The following is a 17,599-nucleotide window of genomic DNA, read 5'->3' as shown; positions in this document are numbered from 1 at the left end:
TTTAATTAAAACTAATAAAGATAAAATTTAAAAATAGAGTTCTATTGAATAATACGGTTGCGTGAGGGATAGGAGTAGGCTACCGAAGTAGCATGGATAGCCCGACAGTATTTAAGAAAGGGCCTCGTGAGCGCAAAGTATATTAGGCACTTTTTTAAATGCTGGCACGCCCAAATTAGACACACAGTTATGCGTCTCGACAGAAAAATAATAAAAATAACAAAACAGATATTTCAATAAAAATGGAAATAAATACTATAAAGACATTAGGACAATTAAAAGCCTCGGGATATAAAAGCATCAGTATCAAGGATGAATTGCGAAATAATCTGCGTGAGAAAATCAAATCGGGAAAGCCTGTTTTCGAAGGCGTTCATGGTTTCGAGAATACAGTAATTCCAGAGTTAGAACGTGCTATTTTATCTCGTCATAACATCAATTTATTAGGACTTCGTGGTCAGGCAAAAACCCGTTTGGCGCGTAAAATGGTTGAATTATTAGACGAATATATTCCGTTTGTGGCGGATTCGGAGATTAATGACGATCCGCTGAATCCAATTTCGCGTTTTGCCAGAGATATAATTGCAGAAAAAGGAGATGAAACTCCGATTTCGTGGTTGCATAGAAATGAGCGTTTCTTTGAGAAATTAGCAACTCCAGATGTAACAGTTGCTGATTTAATTGGAGATGTTGATCCAATTAAAGCAGCAAATCTAAAATTATCTTATGCTGATGATCGTGTAATTCACTTCGGGATGATTCCGAGAGCGAACCGTTGTATTTTTGTAATTAACGAATTGCCGGATTTACAAGCCAGAATTCAGGTTGCACTTTTTAATATTTTGCAGGAAGGAGATATTCAAATTAGAGGTTTCAAATTGAGAATGCCGCTTGATATGCAATTTATTTTTACTGCAAATCCGGAAGATTATACCAATAGAGGAAGTATTGTAACGCCATTAAAAGATAGAATTGGTTCTCAAATTTTAACGCATTATCCAGAAAGTATTGCAGTTGCGAGAACGATTACAGAACAAGAAGCAAAACTGGACGAAACGCAACACAAGTTGGTTTATGTGCCAAGTTTAGCCAAAGATATCTTGGAACAAATAAGTTTTGAAGCTCGTGATAGCGAATACATCGATAATAAAAGTGGTGTAAGTGCGAGAATGAGTATTACTGCTTTTGAGAATTTAATGAGCACAGCTGAACGTAGAGCTTTAAAAGCTGGAGTTGATAAAACGACTTTGCGTTTGTCTGATTTTATCGGAATTATTCCTGCCATTACGGGAAAAGTAGAATTGGTTTACGAAGGAGAGCAGGAGGGAGCCGCAGCAGTTGCACAAAACTTAATTGGTTCGGCAATTAGAACATTATTCCCAACGCTTTTACCTAAGATCGAAAAATTAGAAAAGCAAGGTGAAAAAACTGCTTATTCTGATTTAATCGAATGGTTCTTTGCCGAAAGTGGTTTCGAATTGTTAGATGATGCTACTGATAAAGAATATCAGGCAATTTTAGACGAAGTAACGCCATTAGATGTTTTACTGAAAAAATATCAGCCTCAATTAGATAAAAAAGACCAATATTTCATGAAAGAATTTATTCTTTGGGGATTGGTTGAGTATAAAAAATTAAGCAAAGATCGTTTCGCGCAAGGACATCAATTTAAAGATATGTACGGAAGTTATATTAGTAAACTTTAAGTAATTATTAATTGTGAATTATTAATTATTAATTAGGCTTGCGTTGTAGGTATTCAACCCGACAGGTTTTTTAAAACCTGTCGGGTTTATTGTTTTATGCGTGACTATCTTTGTCAAAGTTTTAAACTTTGACAAAGATTAATTATTCTCATTTTTTTATTTATTAAAAATAAATCCATTACCAGTTTTATTTCGTCTACCTTGCTCCGTTGGCTGTATTTGCAGTTTTCCCAAAACAAAAATGGAAAATGGTTTCGAAGATTTGATTGCGAGTTATATTGAGAACAAAGTTGGAATATCAGAGCATTTTTTAAGCGCTGAATTAGCAAATCATTTAAAGCAAAACTTAGTTGATTTAAATCAAAAAAGTTTGCTGAAAGAAGCTGGAATTGGCAATTCGGAGAAAGTTTCTTACGACGGAGCGATTAGAAGCGATTCTATTTATTGGCTGGATAAAAAAAATAACAATGCATTCGAAAATGAATTCTTTGATCAGATCGATGCTTTTATTATCTATCTAAACGAAAGCTGTTACGCCGGAATTACCGGTTACGAATTCCATTATTCGTTATACGAAATCGGAGATTTTTATCTGAAACATTTAGATCAGTTTAAAAATAATCCAAGCCGAAAATATTCTATGATCAGTTATCTTAATAGTAATTGGCAGGAAAGTGATGGAGGAGAATTGATGATTCATCAGGAAAATAACAATCAGAAAATTGCTCCGACTCAGGGAAAAACAGTTTTCTTTAAAAGTAATGAATTAGTTCATGAGGTTTTGGTTACACAAAATACCAGAATGAGCATTACAGGCTGGCTTAAAAGTGATTAATTTTATCGAAAAAAGTTTTACTGCAAAAAATTTTACCGCAAAGCGCGCAAAGTTTTTTTGTCCTGGTTTGCGCTTAGTAAACACAAAGTTCGCAAAGCTGCTTCAACACAAAGCTTTGCGAACTTTGTATTTTTATAAAACTGCTTAATTTAAAAAAAAACTTTGCGAACTTTGCGGTAAAAATCTCATTTTAATTACGCAGTTTCAAATATGAATGAGTTTTTTTTAAGTAATTATTTGATTTTATATTGATATATCAATTATATTTGTATCAAATAAAAAAGATATGAAACTTGAAAACCCAACCAGAACTGCTTTGTATTCAATCGAAAAAGCGATAAAGGAATATCGAAAACTTGCACAGAAAAACATCAGCAAAGTTGTAAAAGATATTACGGTAGATCAGGGTTTAGTATTAATTATACTAAACGATAATCAGAATATTGCTCAAAACGAATTGGCTAATCTTGTCTTTAAAGATAATGCATCTATTACAAGAATGATCGAATTAATGGTGAAAAAAGAATATATAACCAGAACGATTCATCCCGAAGATCGTAGAAAATTCAATCTTGAAATCACAGAAAAAGGATTAAAAACGCTCGAATTAATACAACCCGTTATTAAAAATAACAGACAAACGGCGCTCGAAGGATTATCACTCGAAGAAATTGCATTGCTTGATAAAACACTCAATAAAATAATCACTAATTGTTCAAAATAAATAGCATGAAATCAAGCTTAACTCTAATTGCATTGTTGGTATTTACTTTTGGATATTCACAAAAAGAACTGAGTACGAAATTAGAACAATACATGGACGCACAGTTTGCTATTAATGATTTTAGCGGTACTGTATTGATTTCTAAAGATGATTCAGTAGTGTTTAAAAAAGCGTATGGTTTTGCTGATTACGAGTGGAAAGTGAAAAATGTAATAGACTCAAAATTTAGTTTAGCTTCTGTTTCAAAGCAATTTACAGCAGTTGCTATTTTGCAATTAGCCGAAGATAAAAAACTTTCGGTTGACGATAATCTTAGTAAATATTTCGCAGGTTTTCCAAAAGGAGATAAGATAACGTTGAAGATGATGTTAACTCATAATTCGGGTTTTGCTATGGATTTTGACGAATTATATTTGACAAAAACAGATCTCGATAAAGATTCCGTTTATACATATTTGGCAAAAAAGCCTTTGTTGTTTGAGCCAGCAACCAGTACAGCTTACAGTAATATTGGTTATTATTTATTGGCGAGTATTATCGAGAAAGTTTCCGGTGAATCTTATTCGGCGTATTTGCAGAAAAATTTATTTGATAAAGCAAAAATGTACAATTCCGGAGTTACGACAAATGATGCAATAATAGATAAAATGGCTCAATCGTATTATTTTGATAATAACAAACTAGTTAAAAATCCCTACATCAACTGGAATTTTAATTTTGGACATGACGGAGTTTATTCAACTGTAGAAGATTTAAATTTATGGAATAAAGCACTTTTCGAAAGCCAAACATTATTATCAGAAGAATCGAAGAAAAAGATGTTTACCTCGTATAATGAGCAAAATTTTGGTTTTGGATTAATTATCAATCCTTTTTACAATCAAAATCATCAACTTATTGCGCATGACGGAGGTTTTCTGGGCGCGATGACTTCGTTTAATAAATTTCCTGACGATAAAGTTTTTATTACCGTTTTGTCCAACAATCAATCGAAGTCTTATTATATCGCTTATGGACTTGCCGGAATTTGTTTTGGGAAAGACGTAGAACTTCCGTACAAACATGTTCAAATGGCAATAGACACTAAAGTTTACGATCAATATATTGGTAATTACGAAAATATTAAAATCTTGAAAAAGGATAACAAATTGTATTATAATGATTTTGATATTGAATTGTTGCCGGAATCTCAAACGAAATTTTTCCGTTCCGACAATAACAATACTACAATAGAATTTATCAAAAATAAAAAAGGAAAAATTACACAATTAGAAATAAAAAAGGCAGGAATAAAAGAGGTAAAAAATAAAACCAAAGGAGTTTAAGTACTATTTTTGTACCCAAATTTTAATCCTATGTTATTTCTTGTTTTAAGCATTCTTTGTAGCGTAATTGTTGGTGTAATTTTCAAAATGACTCGAAAATACAATGGCAATCCAACTCAAATTGTCGCCTTCAATTATGTGTTTGCACTGGCACTTTGTTATTTTACTTTTACGCCAGATTTAACCGAAGTTGATAATAATGCACCGTGGAATATTTACATTGCAATTGGTATCTTATTGCCTGTAGTTTTCCTGTTTTTAATAGCTTCCATAAAACATATGGGAATCGTAAAAACAGACGCAGCGCAACGATTATCATTATTTATTCCAATTTTGGCGGCTTGGTTTATTTTTAAAGAAGATTTCAATTCTTATAAAGTTATCGGGCTTATTGTTGGTTTTCTGGCGCTTTTATTCATTTTAAGAAAACAATCTGATAATGCAGAAAACAAATGGATTTATCCTGCTGTAGTTTTATTGGGTTTTGGAGTTATCGACATTCTTTTTAAGCAAATCGCGTTATATACGACATTGCCTTATACTTCGTCTTTGTTTGTGGTTTTTTGTATCGCATTAGGATTTGCACTTATAATTAGCGTTTATGAAATTGGAATTAAAAATGTCAAATTAGAACCAAAAAATATTCTTTTTGGAGGTTTAGTCGGAATCTTTAATTTCGGAAATATTCTATTTTACTTAAAAGCGCATAAGGCTTTCGCCGAAAATCCTTCAACTGTTTTTGCCGGAATGAACATGGGTGTTATTATCCTTGGAAGTTTAATTGGCTTGTTCTTTTTCAAAGAAAAATTGTCCAAAATCAACTTTTTAGGTCTCTTTTTGGCCTTGATTTCTATTATTTTGATTGTTATTTCGCAATTTAATTAATTTTTAAATTCGGCTAAAGCCTTAATTTACAATCTATTTTAGGTTATGTTTTGATTATTTGAAAAATAAACTCGACTAATTCTATAGAATTTATAAATATATTTATAAATTTGCAATAACAATGAAGAACTATAGTCAATATATCATCCCGTTTATGTGCTGCTCAGAGATGTGCTGCATGACAAACGATGCGATGAAATGGCGTTAATAGAGAAAGTACTTGTTAGTTATTTTTTTTTTTTAGCCTTTCATGCACCATGAAAGGCTTTTTTTAGAATTATTAAAAAATTAAGGATATGAGATCGAATAGAAATACCAATATTATGATGCAATGCTGTCTGATGAAAATTCCATGTTGGCGAATGCAATAATTATGGAAAAAATAAATGCTTTTGAAAATAATTAGAAAGTGTTTTTAATGAAAAAAGATCTAAATCACACGAACCCAAATTAAAAGATATATATCATGAGTGCAGAAATTATAAAACAGAATCCCTTTCAATCGATGATTGATCGCTTTAATATCGCGGCGAATATTCTTAATCTTGATGAATCAATCAGGCAAAAGTTGCAACGCCCGGAAAAACAAATCGTAGTTAATTTTTCGATTACATTAGATAATGGAACAATCCAAAACTTTGAAGGATATCGCGTTATTCACAATACGGCATTAGGACCATCAAAAGGAGGAATCCGTTACGATACGGCCGTAAATCTGGATGAAGTAAAAGCGCTTGCAGCTTGGATGACATGGAAATCTGCGGTAACAGGAATTCCGTTTGGAGGTGCAAAAGGCGGAATCATTTGTGATCCAAGAACGCTTTCTAAAACCGAATTAGAAAAAATTACAAGAGCTTATACAAAAGCTTTAGCAGATATTTTTGGACCGGAAAAAGATGTTCCTGCACCGGATATGGGAACCGGACCTGACGAAATGGGTTGGCTTATGGATGAATTTTCGATACTTCACGGTAAAACAATTCATGCCGTAGTTACCGGAAAACATTTGCATTCTGGAGGATCTTTAGGTCGAGTAGAAGCAACCGGAAGAGGTGTGAGTATTATTACGTTATTAGCACTTCAAAAATTAAAACTAAGACCCGCAAGATCTACAGTTGCGATTCAGGGATTTGGAAATGTTGGTTTACATTCGGCTTTATTTTTATTCGAAAAAGGACTAAAAGTGGTCGCTGTTAGTGATGTTTCTGAAGCTTTTTATAATCCTGAAGGATTGAATATTCCAGAGCTAATTTTGTATTATAATCTAAATAATAAAAGCATAAAAGGATATCCAAATTCGGTTGCGATAAAACACGAAGATTTATTGCTTTTGGATGTTGATGTCTTAATTCCTGCTGCAAAAGAAGATGTAATTACGCAAAAGAACGCCAATGATATTCGTGCAAAAATTATAGTTGAAGGTGCAAACGGTCCAGTTTCATCTGATGCTGATAAGATATTACATGATAATAATGTGTTGGTAATTCCAGATATTCTGGCAAATGCCGGAGGAGTTACAGTTTCTTATTTTGAGTGGCTGCAAAATTCACTTTTAGAGTCGTGGAGAATTCATCAAATCAATACACGTCTGGAAGATATTCTTGAAAAAGGTTTCGAAACCGTTTTTAGAATCGCGCTAAAACATAATGTTACGCCTCGTATTGCGGCTTATGTTATTGCTTTGAAAAAAGTTGCCGATACACAAGCTGTGAAAGAAGTGGCATTGGAAGCCCCAAAATACAGACAGAATTAAAATTAAGTTTTTAAAATATAAAGATAATTTTCATTGGTTGTTATTCTGAAAGAAGAATCGTAGTCAATGGAAATGTCTTTGTTTTAAGTTTATAATAACCCGGTGCATGACGCCAAATTTTATTAAACACATAGAAACATAGATTTTGATGTGTAAAAAAGGGTGCTAAAAGAAATACATTTCTTCACATAGATAGCTATGTGTATTTAAACAAGTGAAACGCCTTTTTTTAAGAAAACACTATGTTTCTATGTGTTAAAATAAGTGTACGTAACGGGGTTAAATAAAGTTTATTTAAATTTTTTATGAATCAAAAAAAGTAATTTTTAAAAATGGAACATATTAATTTTCTTGCCTTTGCAATGCCTGCTTTTTTCCTGTTTTTATTTCTGGAATATAAATTGGCACAACGAAAAGAAAGACCTGAAATTTTCAATTATGAAAGTTCTGTTTCAAATATTAGCATTGGTATTGCTGAAAGATTGATCAATTTATTTATCGCTGCCAGTTTTTATCAATTGTATTATTTTATCTATAACAATTATCGAATTTTTGACATTCCAAGTAATATTTTTGTTTGGATTGCCTTAATTCTCGCAACAGATTTTGTTTGGTATTGGTACCACAGATTGGGGCACGAAGTCAATTTTTTCTGGGCAGCACATATTGTCCATCATCATAGCGAAGAATTTAATTTTACGGCAGCAGCCAGAATTACTACTTTTCAGGCGATTGTGAGAACTGGTTTTTGGTGTGTTTTGCCCTTTGTTGGTTTTCATCCTTCGATGGTAATCACAATGCTGATTGTGCACGGAGCATATTCCTTTTTTACGCATACACAGCTTATTGGAAGAATAAAATGGCTGGAATATGTTTTTGTAACGCCTTCCGTTCATGGAATTCATCACGCTTCTGATGAGAAATATTTAGACAAAAACTACGGAGATATGTTCACTTTTTGGGATCGCATTTTTGGAACTTTCCAGGCAGAAGAAGAAAAACCAAAATATGGATTAACGCATCCGCTGAAGAGTTACAGTTTCTTATGGCAGCATTTTCATTATTACTTTGAAATTTTTGAATTATGGAAACGTTCCAAAGGTTTTAAAGCCAGATGGAAAGCCGTTTTTGGAAGTCCCGCACATATGGATCAGGATATTCGTCCAACTTTGGAAAAACGCTTTTTGCAGGATAAAGCAAATCCGCATCAAAGGCTTCGATTCCGAAATTATCTTTATATACAATTAGGTTTGTCTACTTTGGTTTTAACCGTTTTTACTTATTATTTTGACTTGCTAAATGTTCTTGATAAGGTTTTTGTGCTTTCGGTTATTTTGATAACACTTGTTAATTGCGGCGCTTTATTAGAACAACGAAAATGGATGTATTATCTTGAATATGGACGTATTTTTATGATTACAACTTACTTTTTATATCAAGAAAATATGTTCTCGTTTTTCTTTGTTCCGCTGGCGATTATGATTTTTTTAGAGCAATTATTCTCCCTTGGAAAAAGATATCAAAATGTGATTCTTCAATTAGAAACCTCGGAATAAGTTTTTTTGCCCGCGGATTGTGCTGGTTTAACGGATTGTCGCAGATTTTTTTTTTTAATCTGTGTCAAAAAAAATCGCCACGAATTCACGAATTATTTTTACATCTGCATGTATAAAATTCGTGAATTCGTGGCGATTTTTTTAAAGATATTTTACTTTCAGATTACAAAAAATAATACAATAAAAATCTGCGATAATCCGTTTTATCCGTTAAATCCGCGGGCAAAAAATTAGATAGTTTTTATCGCCATAATCTTCTCTTCAAAAGTATCTTTGAAATCTGATTTGCTTTTGATTCTGGTTTTATACGTATAAATTGTAGCCACAGAAAGTTCGAGAAATTCTGCCATTTGGCTGCTGTCCTGAATTCCTAATCGGTACAAAGCAAAAATGCGAAGTTCTGTGTTTAAAAGTTCTCCTTTTTTGACAATACATTTATGATCATTTGGGAATAAATGATTGAAATCAGTGACAAATGTTGGGAATAACTTCAGAAAGATTTCATCAAATTGATGAAAGAGATTTTCTCGTTCTTCTTTTACATTATAACGTTTTAAACTCGCAATAACTTCATCGGTTTTTTTGGTAATGATTTTATGCAGCGTACTTTTCTGAATATGATCTATTTTATTGATGAAAGCGGAAGTTGCCTTGATAAAATACGTTATATATTCTTCTTTAATAGCATTTGCTTCACTTAGACTTATGTTCATTTCCTGAAGTTGCGCGTAAGACGAAGCCATTATTTTTCGGGCTTTATTTCTTTCTTTTAATTGTTTGAAAATGATAATCGAGAACAAAACTATAATTATGGTAAGTATCGTTAACAGAATAATGATGCGTTCAAGTTTATCGTTTTTTTCTTTTACATTGTTTAGTTGTGCTTTTTCGATAATTGGTAATATCGACGAAATCTCAATTTTGCGATGTCTTGCATTATAGAATGTTGCATCATCCATAGCAATGTTAATATACTCATTTGCCTTGTCAAGATAACCCATTTTGAAGAGTTCGTTGGCAAGATTTCTAAGCGCAACGGTTTCTTTAGTCGCATTTTTAACATCGGCTATTGCGGCGAGCGCGAGATATTGAATGGCTTTTTTGGTGTATCCGCGTTCCGAATATATATAACCTAAACTTGAAGTCGCAATTCCGTAATAATCAGGTGGTAAATCATAATTATTAATCCAGTAACTAAAAGCAAATTCGGCACCACGCCAATCTTGTTGTTTAAGGCGTTTTAAACTTTCGGCGGCCCAATATTCGTTTGTATTTGTGCCAATTAATTCCAGTGCTTTTTTCAGAAAGTGATTTCCTTGTTGTACATAATGAATGTTAAAACGCTGATCTTTATTATAATCGGCTAGATCATAATAGGCGCGGGCTTTGATAGAATAATATTCGAATTTGTGTTTCTGATCGAGTTTTTTGTCATCAATAACATTCAAAGTATCGATAGCTTCTTTAAATAATCCGGACGAGAGTAAAACGAAACCTTCTTTAATTCGGCTTTTAGCTAAATATTTAGGATCTTTTAAAACGATTGCTTTGATTTTGGCTTCTTCCAGATAATAATAGGCAGAATCATATTTAAAGGATTTATATTCTTCAAATAATGCCATATAGGTATTGTACAACTGTTCGTTGTTTTGACTTACCGTAAATTTTGAAACATTTCTTTTTAATGCTTCAATTTTATGATACTTCTGTTTTAAGTACACATCTTTTTTGAGTAGTACTTTATCTAATTCTTCTAGAACAGGATTTGTCTCTTTCGCAGTTAGAGAAAAACCCGCAATGAAAAAATATAGAATTAATATTCTTTGCATGGTTTGGTTTGGTTTAAGATAGTTGGTGGTTATTTTTTGAGTTAATTCGTTTATAAGTCAAATTTAGTCTAAGAGTTGATGATTAGCAACTTTTAAAACAGGTAACTTCTTTTTAAAATGCTTCTAAAAAGGGAGTTAGGTTCGTGAAAATGGTTTTGAAATGTTAAAAGTGGTTTAATAACTTGCAATTATACAATAAAAAGCTAATAAATATATGTATAGTGAAAAAAATATCTCATTTAATTTTCATATTGTCATTTTTACCATTAATTATTTGCTTTTTTTATCTAAACAGCACCTTGATTTTTGCTAATATTGAAATTTTGTAAAATATTGATTGTCAATTATTTGAATTTATTTTTACTTGAAATACATCTTGATTTTTCGCAGATTCTTTTTTTTAGATTTATTTAACATCTAGTTTCGTACTGTCCTTTTAAAGGGATAAAAACTAACAAAAACCACAATTTTATGAGATGTAAAAGTATTTATTGGTTAGCTGTTATTATGTGTCTATTTGCCATTGGCTGCGACAATACAGATGACGGAAGCTACGTTGCTCCAATTACCATTTATGAGAAAGTAAATGGAAACTGGGGATTAACAAATTTGAAAATGGTCGATGAATTTGCGAAAGCAAATAAGATCGAGCCAAGCGAACAAACCTTGAACACCTGGTTTAACTACGAAGATTTTAAAATTAAATTTAGTGTAGACGAAAAAAACAATCCAACGAGTTATGAGGTTACAGGAGATGTTCCACCATTATTTGCTCCAAAAGGATACTGGCAATTAAGTACAGCTTTCCAACCAACAACTGGAGGCGGGCCTACAAAAATCTATTTGTATAGCGACGCTCAAAAAACTCAAAAAACAGATGAACTTGTATTGACTTCTACACCAGGCAAAAGTGGGGAAATGGAGTTTCAATTGGTGCACTCTTCAGGAGGATCGCCGTTCGTGTCTTATGTATTCAAATTTAATGCTATTAATTAAAAAGTAATATGAAAAAATTTCTATATACAATCTTACTTGCCCTTTTGATGGCCCCAAATTTTATGAAGGCGCAAGAAGCTGCGGGATCTGTAGGTCCAATATCATCATTTCCGGTGGTATACAAATATGATGAAAAAGTTACCTGGTATTTTGATCTTTCAGGAACCACATTTGCAGAAACCGAAGATCTCTATATCTGGATTTGGTCACCATCTGAACCAGATGCAGGACATTGGGAAAACTCTTCAGACTTTGCAAAATTACATTATGAAGGTGATAAAATTTGGAGTTTTACTTTGACTCCAACTGAATATTTTTCTAAAACCCCAGATGAAATTGCAGCAAGCGCAGGATTTTGGTTTCGTTTAAAAAACAAAAACGGATCTAAACAAAGCGAAGTGGCAAATGTGCCATATACTGATTTTTCATCATTTTACACGGCGAATGAGCTGATCAGAGCTTATCCGACAAAACCAACTATTGATAAAGGTGTAAGTATCTTGTTTAACGCCAACTTGGTTCCTGGATTTGCAGGCGCTACAAGCGTACACATGCATAGCGGATTGAACGATTGGGATATTAAACAAGAATACCAATCATGGTTACCGGAAATTGTAGCCAAAACAAAATTGAAAGATTTAGGGAATGGTTTTTACAAAATGGATTTAGTTCCAAAGGATTATTACAATGCTCCGGCTGGTTACGAGATGAAAAATTTAGTTTTCCTGATGGTAAAAGATGATTGGGCAGCTACAACTCCGGATCAGGTTTTATATGCAGGAGCTTATGTACCGCCGCCAGCACCGGTTTTTGGATTTTTTCCTTTACAAATCAGTCAAAAAGATTTTCTTGGAATGTCAAGAAAAAACAATGAGTCCGGCGTGAACAAATTAATCTATACGATTACTGCGGGAAGTAAAGTAATTACTGGAGAATTTGCTGGAGGAACGGCTGAGATAAAAGGATTTGTCAATTTGGTTTCAGAACTAAATGGTATTCCAAATTTAACTGAAATTCATGTTTTGGTAAAAGACAACAAAGACAAAACGATTTCGGATACAACGATGCCCCTTAAAACTCTAGACAAATAATTCACTATCAAATTAAAACATCAGATATAATGAATAGTAAAAATAAAAAAATAGTCCTACAGCAAATGTGGACTACCAAATCGCTGGTATTCATGATTTTCATGCTTTTTCTTTCGGCAGGAATATTTGCTCAGGGAAAAAAACATGTGTCAGGAACCGTTTATGACAATACAGGCAATGTATTGCCTGGAGCTTCAGTTCTGGAAACTGGAACCAGAAATGCCACTACAACAGATTTTGACGGAAAATTTGTGCTGGATGTAGCCGTAGGAGGTTCTATTGAAGTTTCTTTTATTGGATCAACAACTCAAAAAGTTCAAATTACTGAAGCTACAAAACCAAATATAGATATTCGTTTACAAAATGACGGATATCAGCTTGCAGAAGTTCAGGTAGTTTCTGTGGGATATGGAACGCAAAAGAAAGCAGATTTAACGGGTGCTATTTCTTCGCTTAAAGCGGATGATTTAGTAAAAGGAACAATCTCTTCGACAGAACAGGTTTTGCAAGGAAAAGTTGCGGGATTAAATATAATTCGTCCTTCGGGAGATCCGGCTGCGGGTTCTACAATCCGTTTACGTGGAGGAACTTCATTAACAGCAAGCAACAGTCCGTTAATCGTAGTTGACGGTATTGCAGGAGTTGATATCAATGTGGTTCAACCATCAGATATTAAATCTATTGACGTATTAAAAGATGCTTCGGCGACAGCCATTTACGGATCAAGAGGAGCAAATGGAGTTATTATCATTACTACAAAATCAGGAACAAAAGGTGTTTCTGTAGTTTATAGTGGTTTATCAAGCATAGGTTATGTGGCTGACAATTTAGATCTTTTATCAGCAAATCAATGGAGAGGATATGTTCGCAGCAGCGGAAACAAAGATGCAATTGATTATGGCGGAAATACAAACTGGCAGAAAGCAATTGAGCAAACAGCAATTTCGCAATCACATACTTTGAGTATTAATTCTGGTAAAGCAGATAGTGGTTTCAGAACTTCACTTTCGTATTTAAATAACGAAGGAGTTATTAAATCTACAGGTTTAGAGAGATTAAGCGGAAACGTAAGTGCTTATCAATATCTTGGAGACAATAAAGATGTGAAATTTGATATGGGTTTATTTGCCAATGTTGACAAATGGCATCCATTAGATTACAGAATTTTTGAACGTACTTATAATCTAAATCCAACGATTCCGGTATATGATTCTAATGGAAAATTTACATCTGTAGCGGGAACTATTTATGAAAATCCAGTTGAGATTTTAACAAATAGAACGGTTGATAATGAAAGACACAGATTATTAGGATATTTTAAAACTGAAGTTAAATTCTTGCATGATTTTACTGCTGTAGGGAATGTTTCATACGAACATAATGCGGTAAAAGGAAGTACTTACAAACCAAGTTACGCAGTTATGGAAGGTATAACTGAAAATGGTTATGCTCAAAAAACATACGCAGAATATGCAAATGCACAAGGCGAACTTTATGTAAATTATAATAAAGTAATTGACAAACACACAATTGGAGCTCTTGCAGGATATTCGTATTTAGAGAATATTTATGAAGGTTTTGGAGCGCAACGTAGTGGTTTTGTTACAGACGCTTTTAGTTATAACAACTTAGGTGCAGGTTACAATTATCGTTTAGGAGATGTTTATTCTTATAAAGGAAAATCAGATTTAGTTTCGTTTTATGCACGTGCAAATTATTCTTATGACAGTAAATATTTGTTGACTGCAACAGTAAGACGTGATGGTTCAAGCCGTTTTGGAGCAAACAATAAATGGGGAACATTCCCATCTGCATCTGCGGCATGGAAAGTTTCTAGTGAAGAATTTATGAGCGGAACAAAAGGCTGGTTAGACAACTTAAAATTAAGAGTTGGTTACGGAGTTACAGGTAATCAGGACGGAATTGGTGAGTATAAATCACTTTCGATTTTAGGAGTTGGAAACGATAGTTATTATGATCCAAAAACTGGAACATGGAGTTTGGCTTATTCGCCAAAACAAAACCCAAATCCTGATTTGAAATGGGAATCAACAAGACAATTAAATATTGGTGTAGACTTTAGTTTATTTAATAGAATTACGGGTTCATTCGAATATTATTCTAAAAACACAGACGATTTATTATATACTTACGAAGTGCCGCAACCTCCTTATTTAGTAGGAACAATGTTGGCAAACGTTGGAGAAATGTCGAATAAAGGAGTTGAACTTACGTTGAATGCAGACATTATAAAAGGAGATAAATTTACTTGGAATGCTAATTTGACTCTAGGACATAACGTTCAAAAAATCGAAAAACTTTCAAATCCAACTTATAAAACTGATGTTATCTACAGCGGATCTTTACACGGATTAGCAGGTATGTCTGGACAATATTCTCAAATTATTGCCGAAGGATATCCTGTTGGAACATTCTGGGGATTCAAAAATGCGGGACTTGATGCAAATGGTAAAATTCAATACTATAATGCAGCAGGAAGTGTAGTTGCTGAAAGTGCTTTAGTAGATGCTGACAAAACAGATTTAGGAAATATTCAGCCGGATTTGACTATGGGTATTGGAATGAATTTTACTTATGGAAATTTTGATCTTGGAGTTTCTGGATACGGAATGTTTGGTCAAAAAGCATTAAATGCTACAAACATGATGTTGAACGATCCTAACAGATTACCAAGTTTCAATGTGCCGGATGACTTCCTAAACAGCGGAATTAAATCAGCTCCAAAGTATTCAGATTACTGGATCGAAGATGCTTCATTCTTTAGACTTCAAACACTTTCAGTAGGTTATACAATGCCATTAAGATCAAAATCTTCAAAATTGAGAGTTTACCTTATGGGAGAAAATCTATTTGTAATTACAAGTTATAAAGGTGTAGATCCTGAGATTGGTTTAAATGCACAAGACGGTGCAGATCAAACAGGTTTGGCAGCTCCGGGAATTGACAAGTATAACAATTATCCTAGACCAACGACAATTTCTGTTGGATTAAATTTCACGTTTAATAATTAAGCGAATTAACTCAAAAATATAAAAAATGAAAATCAAAATAACAGCAGCACTATTAATTAGCATGCTTTTTACGATATCATGTACCAATTTAAACGAGGATTTATATGATAAGGTAGAAGATGGAAATTTTGGAAATACTCCAAAAGAGGTCGATGCATTAGTTGGTGGAGCATATTCTTCATTAAGAGGATTTGCCGATGGAATTTCTAATAATTATCCAACTTCTGAGTACGTATTCTTTCTTGAGGAAACTGTTTCTGACGAAGCTACAATCCCAACAAGAGGTACAAACTGGTACGATGGCGGACAATATCAGGAAGCTCAAAAACATACCTGGAAACCGGACAACCGTTTGATTCTTTCGGCTTGGCGTTACAATTATACCGGAATCGCTAAAATCAATGCGATTATTTATCAAGTAAATAAATCAGCATTGACAGAAGCAGCAAAAGCACCAATTTTTGCGGAATTGAAAGCATTAAGAGCTTATTACTACTATAATCTTTTGGATTTATTTGGTAATGTGCCAATTGTAACCAATTTTGAGGATACTTCTTTACCATCAAATTCTACAAGAAAACAAGTCTATGATTTTGTTGAAAAAGAATTAACAGACGCAATTCCGCATTTGACAGGAAACGTGGTTTATTCTAAAATGACAAAAAATGTGGCGTATTCTATATTGGCGAGATTGTATTTAAATTCTGAAGCTTTTATTGGAACAGCACGTTGGCAAGATTGTATTAATATGTGCCAGAAGATTACAGGTTATACTTTGACACCGGATTTCTTCGCCAATTTTGCTACAGAAAATCAAAAATCACCAGAAATTATTTTTGCTATTCCTTACGATTCAAAAGCAGGAACAGTAGGTAATTATATGAACTCAATGTCTTGTCATTACTTACATAAATTGACAATCTCGGCTTCTGGAAATGATTATCCATGGAGCGCAAACGGAATGTGTGCACAACCGGGAGTTTATTCAGCATTTGCAGATACAGACAAAAGAAAGAAATGTATGGTTGCCGGTGATCAGATTAGCGTAGCAACTGGACAAGTTATTATGATGGATAACGGAGAACCATTGACTTATACAGAAGAAGTTACAAGTGTAGCTGATGCTAAAGAAAATCAAGGAGTTCGTTTAGGAAAATACGAAATGAAAGCCGGAGAACAATGGGAACGCGATCATGATTTTGTTTTAATTCGCTATGCTGAAATCTTAATGATGCAAGCCGAATGTTACGTTCGTTTAGGATCTCCGGATTTAGCAAAACCATTTTTACAACAAGTAACAGCACGTGCCGGAGAAGAAATGCCAGCAACGATAGATCTTCATTTTATCGATCAGGAATTGCTAAAAGAATTCACATTTGAAGGAAGAAGAAGAACAGATAATATCCGTTTTGGAACATTCTTCGATTCATGGTGGGAAAAAGGTCCAACTGAAAAGTACAGAGCAATATTCCCAATTCCAAGTACAGTTATGACAACAAATAAAAATCTGGTACAGAATCCTGGTTATCCTGTAAATTAGGTTCTAGAGTGTCAGTCTTCCATGTTGGTTAGTCGTGGAAGGCTGACATATTTTAATAATAATTTTTACCACAGATTGAAAGATTTTTGTTTCTCGCAGATTTGGCAGATTGAGCAGATTTTATTTTGTCATAGATCAAGACGAAATAAAATTCACTTCTAAAGAAATGCTTTAATAGAGAAAAAATCTGCTCAATCTGCAAAATCTGCGAGAGAAAATTTTAACCATTGCAAATAGCAATCGGAATAAAAGATTCATAAAGATTAAAAGCAAATTAATTCAACGCAGATAAAGATCATTTTAATCCTTTTAATCTGTGGCAAAAAT

The 17,599-nt window shown here is 33.3% G+C and carries 12 protein-coding genes; 11 read left to right on the top strand and 1 reads right to left on the bottom strand.

Annotation, left to right across the window (positions count from 1 at the left end):
* Nucleotides 1-242 precede the first annotated feature (242 nt).
* The 7 genes from WN975_RS08960 to WN975_RS08930 all read left to right on the top strand — a co-directional run bounded on the left by WN975_RS08960 (nucleotide 243) and on the right by WN975_RS08930 (nucleotide 8,784).
* Nucleotides 243-1,706: an AAA family ATPase gene (locus WN975_RS08960; RefSeq protein WP_337966238.1), complete on the top strand. Its 1,464-nt coding sequence runs from the start codon at nucleotides 243-245 to the stop codon at nucleotides 1,704-1,706.
* Nucleotides 1,707-1,947: 241 nt separating this feature from the next.
* Nucleotides 1,948-2,541, top strand: coding sequence for a 2OG-Fe(II) oxygenase family protein (locus WN975_RS08955; RefSeq protein WP_337966237.1), 594 nt, complete (start codon nucleotides 1,948-1,950; stop codon nucleotides 2,539-2,541).
* A 286-nt stretch (nucleotides 2,542-2,827) separates the two neighbouring features.
* Nucleotides 2,828-3,265, top strand: coding sequence for a MarR family transcriptional regulator (locus WN975_RS08950; RefSeq protein ID WP_337966236.1), 438 nt, complete (start codon nucleotides 2,828-2,830; stop codon nucleotides 3,263-3,265).
* Nucleotides 3,266-3,270: 5 nt separating this feature from the next.
* Nucleotides 3,271-4,590: a serine hydrolase gene (locus WN975_RS08945; RefSeq protein WP_337966235.1), complete on the top strand. Its 1,320-nt coding sequence runs from the start codon at nucleotides 3,271-3,273 to the stop codon at nucleotides 4,588-4,590.
* Nucleotides 4,591-4,620: 30 nt separating this feature from the next.
* Nucleotides 4,621-5,475, top strand: coding sequence for an EamA family transporter (locus WN975_RS08940; RefSeq protein WP_337966234.1), 855 nt, complete (start codon nucleotides 4,621-4,623; stop codon nucleotides 5,473-5,475).
* A gap of 466 nt (nucleotides 5,476-5,941) precedes the next feature.
* The gene (locus tag WN975_RS08935; RefSeq protein WP_233209633.1) at nucleotides 5,942-7,228 is read left to right on the top strand and encodes a Glu/Leu/Phe/Val dehydrogenase; all 1,287 of its coding nucleotides are present in this window, start codon (nucleotides 5,942-5,944) and stop codon (nucleotides 7,226-7,228) included.
* Between the two features lie 332 nt (nucleotides 7,229-7,560).
* A complete protein-coding gene (locus WN975_RS08930) occupies nucleotides 7,561-8,784 on the top strand; it encodes a sterol desaturase family protein (protein ID WP_337966233.1) in 1,224 nt (407 codons plus the stop codon).
* Nucleotides 8,785-9,014: 230 nt separating this feature from the next.
* On the opposite strand, the gene WN975_RS08925 is transcribed toward WN975_RS08930, so the two are convergent.
* Nucleotides 9,015-10,613 (bottom strand): DUF6377 domain-containing protein, encoded by a 1,599-nt coding sequence (locus WN975_RS08925; RefSeq protein WP_099708328.1) that lies wholly within the window; start codon nucleotides 10,611-10,613, stop codon nucleotides 9,015-9,017.
* A 471-nt stretch (nucleotides 10,614-11,084) separates the two neighbouring features.
* Between WN975_RS08925 and WN975_RS08920 the strand changes: the two genes are divergently transcribed.
* The 4 genes from WN975_RS08920 to WN975_RS08905 are packed head-to-tail and all read left to right on the top strand — an operon-like array spanning nucleotide 11,085 to nucleotide 17,272.
* Nucleotides 11,085-11,609 (top strand): DUF5004 domain-containing protein, encoded by a 525-nt coding sequence (locus tag WN975_RS08920; protein ID WP_099708327.1) that lies wholly within the window; start codon nucleotides 11,085-11,087, stop codon nucleotides 11,607-11,609.
* Nucleotides 11,610-11,617: 8 nt separating this feature from the next.
* Nucleotides 11,618-12,700, top strand: a complete 1,083-nt coding sequence (locus WN975_RS08915) for a hypothetical protein (protein ID WP_337966232.1) — start codon at nucleotides 11,618-11,620, stop codon at nucleotides 12,698-12,700.
* A gap of 29 nt (nucleotides 12,701-12,729) precedes the next feature.
* The gene (locus tag WN975_RS08910) at nucleotides 12,730-15,732 is read left to right on the top strand and encodes a TonB-dependent receptor (RefSeq protein ID WP_337966231.1); all 3,003 of its coding nucleotides are present in this window, start codon (nucleotides 12,730-12,732) and stop codon (nucleotides 15,730-15,732) included.
* 25 nt (nucleotides 15,733-15,757) lie between these two features.
* Entirely contained in the window at nucleotides 15,758-17,272 is a 1,515-nt protein-coding gene (locus tag WN975_RS08905) for a RagB/SusD family nutrient uptake outer membrane protein (RefSeq protein ID WP_337966230.1), read from the top strand.
* Nucleotides 17,273-17,599 lie beyond the last annotated feature (327 nt).

This window comes from uncultured Flavobacterium sp. (assembly GCF_951805225.1).
In the GTDB taxonomy this organism is placed as follows: domain Bacteria; phylum Bacteroidota; class Bacteroidia; order Flavobacteriales; family Flavobacteriaceae; genus Flavobacterium.
This window is presented reverse-complemented; position numbering and strand designations above follow the sequence as displayed.